The sequence below is a fragment of the Falsiroseomonas sp. RANM36 genome (assembly GCF_056682175.1).
In genome coordinates this window covers 368,189-377,265 of record NZ_JBWXTD010000004.1, presented here as the reverse complement: position 1 = coordinate 377,265, position 9,077 = coordinate 368,189, and the positions used below count along the sequence as shown (strand labels likewise).

Sequence of the window (9,077 nt, the reverse complement as noted above, 5' to 3'; positions counted from 1 at the left end):
GGGCCCCCCCCGGGGCGTGGGGCGGGGGGGGTGCCCGGGGGGGGGGGCGCGGGGGGCCGGGCCGGCCGGCGCACCCTCGCGCCCGCGGTGCGACTGAAGGACACGCCCTCCGCCGTGCGCCGCCCCGCGCCCGCGCTCGACGAGCACGGCGCGGAGATCCGGCGCTGGGTCATGCAGGATCCACCGCCCGCTACCAGGTGATGCGCTCGATCTGCGCGAGTTCCACCTGCGTGCCGTCGGCGAAGTGGATGGAGCCGGAGGCGGGCTGCGCGAAGTCGAAGGCGCGCTCGCCCTGCGTCATGCCGAAATCGGCGTCGAGCGCCAGCGTCCATCCGCCTTCGCCGGGCGCGCCCGCGCCGCGCACCTCCACCGTGTCGATCCAGCTGCCGGTGCCGCCCTCGATGCGGTCGTTGCCGCCGCCGGCCATGACGAGGAACAGGTCCGCGCCGTCGCCGCCGCGCATGGTCTCGTTGCCGGTTCCGCCCTGGAAGCTGTCATGCCCGGCCGTGCCCTGCAGCACCGCATCGGGCGCGCCGCCGGCGATGAAGGAAGGCTGCACCTCGATCGCCACATGCTGCGTCGTCGCGGCGGCACCGTCCGCGTCGCGCAGCGTCACGGCGATGCCGCGCGTGCCGGCCCCGAGCCCGCCGGACTTCTCGATGGCGAGCGATTCCAGCACGCGCTCATAGAGGCCCGCTTCCGCCGTGCCGGCGAGGGTGACGGTGCCGTCGGGCGCGCGGGCGATCTCGATGCCGGTGTCGCCGAGCAGGCTGCGCCCATCCTGCTCTCGCACCTCATAGCCCTCGAAGACCAGCCGCTCCCCCGCTTCGGCGCCGGAGAGCGTGATGGTCGCGCCGCCCATGCGCGGGCTGTCCACATCCGCGATCGCGGCATCGGCGAGGAAGGCGGCGCGTTCCTGCCCCACGGCCGCCTGCGGTGCCGCGGAGAGGGTGAGCATGGGCGCGTCGTTCTCGGCCGCGATGGTCACCACGAAGCCGCGCGTCGCGGTCGTCGTGGATGCGCCATCCTGCGTCGTGGCGGAGAGCGTGAGCGCAAGCGTGCCGTTCCAGTCCGCCGGCGGCACCAGCCGCAGCCCCGCAAGCTCCGCTTCGGCCAGGCGCCATGTGCCGTCGCCCTGCCGCGTGCCGGCCGACAGCGCGAAGCCGGCTGGCAGCCCGCCCAGCGCGATGGCGGCGATGCGTTCCGATCCGTCCGTGTCGGCCAGCAGCACCGAGAGATCGAGCGCGACGGCGTTGTCCTCGATGCCCAGCGCATCCGCCGCGGCGAGCAGCGGCACATCGGCCACGGCCGTCACGGTCACCGGCAGCGTGGCGCTGCTGCTGGCTTCCTCGCCGGTCTCCGCCTCGCGCGAGACCGCGCTGACGGTCAGGTCCAGGCTGCCCGCCCAGTCACGCGGCGGTGTCAGCCGCAGGCCTGCGACCTCCTCCGGCCGCAGCGTCCAGGCGCCGTCCGCGCCGCGCGTACCGGCCGAGAGCGCGAACCCCTCCGGCACGCCGGCGATCACGACGCGCACCAGGCTTTCCGAACCATCCGCATCGGCCAGCGTCGCCGCGATGGGCAGCGCGATGGCGCTGTCCTCCGCGCCGCTTGCCGGCGTGAGCGCCAGGTTCGGCGCATCGGCCACGGTCGTCACGGTCACGCCCAGTGGTGCGCTGCGCGACGCCTCCTCCCCGGTCGCCGCCTCGCGCGAGACAGCGGTGACGGTGAGGTCGAGGCGGCCGGAGAAGTGCGGCGGCGGCGTCAGCGTGGCCCCCGCCGCCTCGGCGGGCGTGAGGGTCCAGGCGCCATCCGCGCCGCGCGTGCCGGCCGACAGCGCGGCACCCGCCGGCACGCCGGCGACGACGAAGCGCACCAGGCTTTCGGACCCGTCGGTGTCGGCCAGCGTCGCCGCGATGGGCAGCGGGATCGCGCTATCCTCCGCGCCCGTCACGCCGGCCAGCGCGATCAGCGGCGCATCGGCCACCGGGTCCACGGCGACCGTCATCGCGAAGCGCGTCGCCGCCGCATCGCCATCGGCCTCCGTCGCGGTCGCGGCGAAGTCGAGCCGCAAGGTGCCGGCGAAGTTCGGCGGCGGGGTGAAGGCCAGCGCCGGCAGCGCCGCGCCCGGGATCGTCCAGCTGCCATCCGGATTGGCATGGCCCGCGGAGAAGCTTGCGCCCGCCGGGACGCCGGTGACGACGAGCGTGAGCGCCTCCGACCCGTCCGTGTCGGTCAGGCGCGCGACGATGTCGAGCGCGATGGCCGTGTCCTCCCGCCCGGCAGCGGTGCTCGCGGCATCCACCAGCGGCGCGTCGGCGGCGCCGGCGACGAAGACGCGGAAGGGCAGGGATGTGGTGGCGACCTGCCCGGTGCTGCGCTCCATCGCATGGCCGTGCAGCGTGAGGTCCATGGTGCCGGACCAGTCGGCGGGCGGCGTCACGGTGAGCGCGGAAAGCTGCGCGGGCGTGAGCGTCCAGCTGCCATCGCCGTTGTTGATGCCGGCCGAGAGCCGCGCGCCCTCCGGCAGGCCGGACACCACCACGGAAAGCACCTCCGACCCGTCGCGATCCAGCAGCGCGGCGGAGAGCGCGAGCGCGATCGGCTGGTCTTCCGTGCCCGCGGCATCGGCCGCGGCCACGGCTGGCGCGTCCGGCGAAGGGGAGACCGTGACGCCGACCGCGCGTGAGGCCGTGGCGGTCGCGCCGTTGGAGGCCTCGCGCACCGTCGCCGTGACCGTCAGGCCAAAGGTGCCGTGCGCGTTCTCCGGCGGGATCAGCCGCACCGCGCCGACCGCGGCGGGGTCCACCGTCCAGGTGCCGTCGCCATTGTCGGCGATGCCGGGCGCCGGCGCGATGCGGGCGCCGGCCGAGAGGCCCGAGAGCGTCACCGCGACGACGCTCTCGCTGCCATCCGCGTCGGCGCCCGCGATGCGGAGGTTCAGCGGGATGGTCGCGTCCTCGGCCGCCGCGGGGGGCGCGGCGGAGATGGCGGGGCCATCCGCAACCGCCTCGAAGTCGAGCTTCGTGTCCTGCACGGTGCTGGCGATTGCGCCGGTGCCGTCCATCGCGATGGCCGTCACGCGCGGCACGATGCTGCCCGCGAAGTCGGCGGGCGGGATCACCAGCAGGCCGTCCAGCTCCTCCGGCCGCAGCACCCAGGTGTCGCGCTCGGGATCGAGGATGCCGGCCGAGAGGCGCGCGCCGGGCGGAAGGCCGGTGACTAGCACCGTGAGCGTCGTGCCCTCCGCCGCCTCCTTCAGCTTGACCTGCAGCGGCAGCTTCTCGTCCTCTCGGCCGCTCGCCGCCGCGACCGAAAGCGCCGGCGCGACCGGACCAGCCTCGCCGCCGCCGCCGCCCTTGCCGTCGCCCTTGCCATCCCCGCCGCCATCGGCGGGCGGTGCGACGCGCAATTCCAGCTTCGCCGTCTCCATCGCCCGGTCGCCCTCGCGCTCGACCGCGACGGCCTGCACGCGCAATGCGGCGTCGCCGGAATAGCCCGCGGGCGGGCGGAACTGCAGGCCGGGCAACTCCGCCTCGCGCAGCAGCCAGGCGCCATCGCCCGCCGCCACGCCCGCGGAGAGCACGAAGCCGGTCGGCACGTCGCGGATCCAGACATGCAGGCTCTCGGAGCCGTCCGTGTCGGCCAGGGCGGCATCCACCGGCAGCGCGATCCAGCCTTGCCTTGGATCGCTGCTGCCATGTCCCTCCGCGGTGACGCCGCCGACCTTGAGCGCCGGCATGTCCGCCACGCCGGCCGGGTCCACGGTGACGACGCCGCGCAGCGCCGCGCTGGTGCCGTCCGGTTCCGCCACCGTCACCGTCACGGCGAGCCGCGCCGCGACGTCGCTGTCCTGCGGCATGGTGATCGTGACGCCCGCCAGGTGCTCCACGGCGATCCGCGCCGTGCCGACGCTCGTGTCCACCACGCTGCCATCGGCCAGCCGCAGCACCGCGCCCGTCGGGATGCCCTCCACCAGCGCCTCGCCGATCATGCGCTCCGACCCGTCCCGGTCGCGCAGCGGCGGGGCCAAGTTCAGCGCGATCGGCGCATCCTCCGCGCCGCGCGCCGTCGCCGACCAGCCGGTGCTGTCGATCACCGATGCGACGCGCACCGGGAAGCTGACGGTCGCCAGCGCCTGCGACCCGCCATGCGTCTCCTGCGCGACCGCCGTCGCCGTCAGTGTGATGGTGCCGCTGAAATCGGCCGGCGGCGTCAGCGTGACCCCTGCCGCTTCCTCCGCCGTGAGGGACCAGCTGCCGGGCCCGCGCCAGCTTCCGGCGGAGAGCACCGCGCCATCCGGCACGCCGGAGATCACGTAGCTCAGCCGCTCCGACCCGTCCGTATCCGCAAGCCGCGCCGAGAGCTCGAGCGGGATGGGCGCATCCTCCGCCCCCGCGGCGCCGACGCGCAGCCAGACCGGTGCATCCGCCACCGCATCCACCCGCACCGGCAGGTCGCGCGGCGCGCTCTCCGCGCGGCTGCCATTCGGCTCCTGCGCGATGGCGGTGATGCGCAGGGTGAAGTCGGCGTCGGAATCCCGGGGCGGTGTGACGGTCAGCGTCGGCGCCGCGCCGGCATCCACCAGCACGCTGCCATCGGCCTCGCGCGCCAGCACCGCGCCGCCGGCGCGCAGCACCGCGCCATCGGGCAGGTCGCGGATGCGGAAGGCGGCGATGCGTTCCGACCCGTCGCTGTCGGTGGTGGCGGCGGAGAGGCGCAGCGCGATGGCGCCGTCCTCCGCGCCCATCGCCGGGCCGGCGCGCAGCGTCGGGGCGTCCGCGACCGCATCCACCTGCACCGCGAACCGGCGTTCCACCGTCGCGCTCGTGCCGTCCCGCGCCTCGGTGGCGGTCGCGCGCAGCGTCAGGGCGATGCTGCCCGAGAAGTCGCGTGGCGGTGTTAGCGAAAGCCCGGCGAGATCGGCGGCCGTGACGCTCCAGCTGCCGTCGGCGTTGCGTGTGCCGGACGAGAGCGTTGCGCCCTCCGGCACGCCGAGGATCAGCAGCGCGAGCGATTCCGACCCGTCCTTGTCCGCCAGCGCGGCGGAGAGGTCGAGCGCGATGGCCGTGTCCTCGGACCCGGCGGTATCCGCAGCCGTGGCAAGCGGCGCGTCGGCGACAGCGCGAACCGTGACCGCGAAGCTGCCCGCGATCTCGCGCGTTGCGACCTTGCCGTTGCCGGCATCCGACAGCGTGGCGCGCAGCGTCACGGTGAAGTCGGCGTCACTGTCTGGCGGCGGGCGGATCGAGACCAGGCCGGCCCGTAGGTCGCTGGTCGAGACCTCCCATGTGCCGCCGCCAAGATCTGTGCCGCGGTTCAGCACCGCGCCCTCGGGCACGCCGGCCACGCGCGTCGTCGCCGACCAGGTTTCGGAACCGTCGGCGTCGGGCGTGCTGTAGCTTGGCCGGAGCTGGATCCAGCTGTCTTCGGCGCCACTACGGCTGCCGGTGATGCGTCCGGCATCGGCGACGGGGTCCACGAAGACGGTGAAGCCGGCGGTGCTGCGCGCGGTCGGCGCGCCGTCCCGTGCCTCCGTCGCGACGGCTGTGAGGGAGAGATTCATGCTGCCGGAGAAGTTGGCCGGCGGCGTGACGGAGACACTCGCCAGCTGCGCGGGCGTCAGCGTCCAGGATCCGTCCGCGTTCCTTGTGCCGGCGGAAAGCCTCGCACCCGAAGGCAGGCCGGTCATGACGAACGAAAGCGTCTCCGATCCATCCGTATCGGTCAGCGCGCCGCCGAGGCCGGCAAGCCGGATGGCCGTGTCCTCGTTGCCCTGCGCGTCCGCCACCTGCACCGTCGGTGCGTCGGCCACGGCGCGCACGACGATGCTGGCATTCGCGTCCGTCACGCGGCTGTCGGCGCCATCCGTCACCGTCACGCCGATGCGCAGCGTGATGTCGGCGTCGGAATTCGCTGGCGGCAGGATCGCGAGATCGCCCGCCTCGAAGACGGCGCGGGGCACGGACCAGGTGCCCGGCGCGGTCTCGGTGCCATGGCTCAGCCGCGCGCCGCTCGGCACGCCGGCGACGGTGAGATCGGGCCCGAAGCTTTCGGAGCCGTCGCGGTCGGTGGTGGCGAGCGTACCGCGGATCGCGATCCAGCCATCCTCGCTGCCCGCGCCGCCGGCGCTGACCGCCGCCGCATCGGCGCGCGGCGCGACGTTGATGGTGAAGGGGCGCTCCACGGTCGCAGCATCACCATTCGCCGCCTCGGTGCTGGTGGCGCGGAGCGTCAGCGCGATCGCGCCGGCGAAGTCGCGCGGCGGCGTCAGGCTCAGTGTCGCCAGCGAAGCGGCGTCGAGGCTCCAGCTGCCGTCGGCGTTGCGCGTGCCGGCCGAGAGCGTCGCGCCCTCCGGCACGCCGAGCAGCAGCAGGGTGAGCGCTTCCGATCCGTCCGTGTCCGCAAGCGCGGCCGACAGCGCGAGCGGGATCGCCCTGTCCTCCTCGCCCGCCACATCGGCGGCGCTTGCCAGGGGCGCATCGGCCACCGCCGCGACCTGCACGGTCACGTCAGTGGTGATTGTCCTCGCCGCACCGTTGCCCTCCGTGTCGCGCAGCACGGCCTCGACGGTGAGTGCGATGGGGGCGTCGCTGTCGGCGGGCGGGGTGATGGCGATGCGCCCTTCCGCCAGCGCCGCGCGGTCCACGCGCCAGGTGCCGTTCCCGAGATCCTCGCCGGCGCCGAGGCGTGCGCTCGCCGGCACGCCATGGATCAGCGCCGTATCGTCCCAGCCTTCGGATGCGTCGGGCGATGCGCCGAAGCGCGCGCGGATCGGGATGGCGCTGTCCTCCGCGCCCGAGGCGGTGGCCTCGAGCGTCGCGCCGTCCAGCACGGCCGCCACCTGCACCACGAAATCGCGCGCGACGGTCGCGGCATCGCCATTCGCCGATTCTGTGCCGGTGGCGCGCAGCGTCAGCGCGATGCTGCCGGCGAAGTCGCGCGGCGGCGTCAGCGCGAGCCCGGCGAGGTCCGACCGCTGGAGGCTCCAGCTGCCATCCGCATTGCGCGTGCCGGCCGAGAGCGTCGCGCCCGCGGGCACGCCGAGCAGCAGCAGGCTCAGCGTTTCCGATCCGTCCGTGTCCGAAAGGCCCGCGGACAGTGACAGCGCGATCGCCCTGTCCTCCTCCCCCGCGGCATCGGCAGCCGAGGCCAGCGGTGCATCGGCGACCGCCGCCAAGGCAATCTCCGCGCGCGCCGTCAGCATCCGCATATCCGCCCCGCCCGCGCTGTCGTCCAGCAGCGTCGCGGTGATCGTCAGACCGATGGTCGCGTCGGAATCGGGCGGCGGCCGCAGCGCGACCTCGCCCGCAAGCAGCGCCGCCTGGGAGACGGACCACACGCCGGGATGGAGCGGCGATCCCTGGTTCAGCAGCGCGCCGTCCGGCACGCCTTCGATCAGCACCGTCTCCGCCAGCCGCTCCGATCCGTCGGTGTCGGCGGTGACGAAGCTCGCGGCGATCGGGATCCAGGAATCCTCGGCCCCGCTGCCGCCGGCGGTCAACGTCGCATCCGCTTCGGCGCGCGGTGCGGCCGTGACGTCGAAGGTGGCTTCGCGCATCGCCTGGTCGCCATTCGCCGCCTCGGTGCTGGTGGCGCGCAGCGTCAGCGCGATCCCGCCCGAGAAGTTCGGCGGCGGCGTCAGCGCCAGGCCGGGCAGATCGGCCGCTGTCACGCTCCAGCTGCCATCCGCGTTGCGCGCACCGGCCGAGAGCGTGGCGCCCTCCGGCACGCCGAGCAGCAGCAGCGCGAGGCTCTCGGACCCGTCGCTGTCGATGAGCGCGGCCGAGAGATGCAGTGCGATGGCGCTGTCCTCGGCGCCGACGGCAGAAGCCGCGGCGACATACGGTACATCCGCCACCGCCTCGACCGCGACGCGCAGCGCGGCGGTCATCGTTGCGGCCGTGCCATCGGCTTCCATCACGCGGGCCTCGACCGTCAGCGCGATGGCCGCATCGCTGTCCTGCGGCGGGGTGATGGCGATGCGTCCCGCTTCCAGCGCCCCGCGATCCACGCGCCAGGTTCCGTCGCCGAGATTCTCGCCCGCGCTCAAAGCCGCGCCCACGGGCACGCCGCGGATCAGCGCGGTGTCGTCCCAGCGCTCGGAGGGGTCCGACAGCGGCGCGAAGGCCACGGCCAGGCCGATCGGCTGATCCTCCCGGCCGGCCGCCTCGGCCGCGATCGTCCCGCCATCCACCACCGCGGCGACCTGCACGGCGAAGGCGCGTTCCACCGTCGCGGCATCGCCATTCGCCGTCTCCGTGCTGGTGGCACGCAGGGTCAGCGCAATCGCGCCCGAGAAGTCGCGCGGCGGCGTCAGCGACAAGCCTGGCAGATCGGTCGCATCCAGGCCCCAGCTGCCGTCCGCGTTGCGCGTTCCGGCCGAGAGCACCGCACCCTCCGGCACGCCGAGCAGCAGCAAGGCGAGCGTTTCCGAGCCATCGGTGTCGGTCAGCGCCGCGGCGAGGTCGAGCGCGATCGCGCGATCCTCCTCGCCCGCCGCGTCGCCCGCACGCGCCAGCGGCGCATCGGCGACCGCCGCGACGCGGATCTCGGCCGTTGCGGTGAGCTCGCGCAGGTCGCGCCCGCCGATATCCAGGTCCTCGGCCATGACGCGCAGCGTCAGGCGCATCGTCGCGTCGCTTTCGGCCGGCGGCAGGATCGCGACGCGACCGGCCATGAGATCGGCGGTGCCGACTTCCCACACGCCCGCCTCGATCTCCCGCCCGAGCGACAGCAGCGCGCCCTGCGGCACGCCCTCGATGCGCACGGTGTCCAGCAGCCGCTCGGAGCCATCGACGTCGGCGCTGGCGAAGCGCGCCGCGATGGTGATCCAGCTGTCTTCGCGTCCGCCGCCTTCGCCCTCGATCCGCGTGCCGTCATCCACCTGCGGCGCCGGCGGCTGGCGCGTGGCGGGCTCCGCGTCGCCGTCGCGATCCGGCTCGGGCGCGGGCGGTGCAAGGTCCGGCGCGACGGTCTCCGTGACGATCTCCGTGATCGGCAGGACGAGCGGCGCCGCCTCGCCGGGGGGGGGGCGCGCGGGGCGCGGCGCGGACCCCCCCCCGCCGGGGCGGCGGGGC

General features: G+C 74.8%; 1 protein-coding gene. It reads right to left on the bottom strand.

Going from position 1 to position 9,077, the window contains the following annotated elements:
- Window positions 1-190 precede the first annotated feature (190 nt).
- Window positions 191-8,884, bottom strand: coding sequence for a hypothetical protein (locus AC1MIR_RS15525; protein WP_480029095.1), 8,694 nt, complete (start codon window positions 8,882-8,884; stop codon window positions 191-193).
- Between the last annotated feature and the right edge of the window lie 193 nt (window positions 8,885-9,077).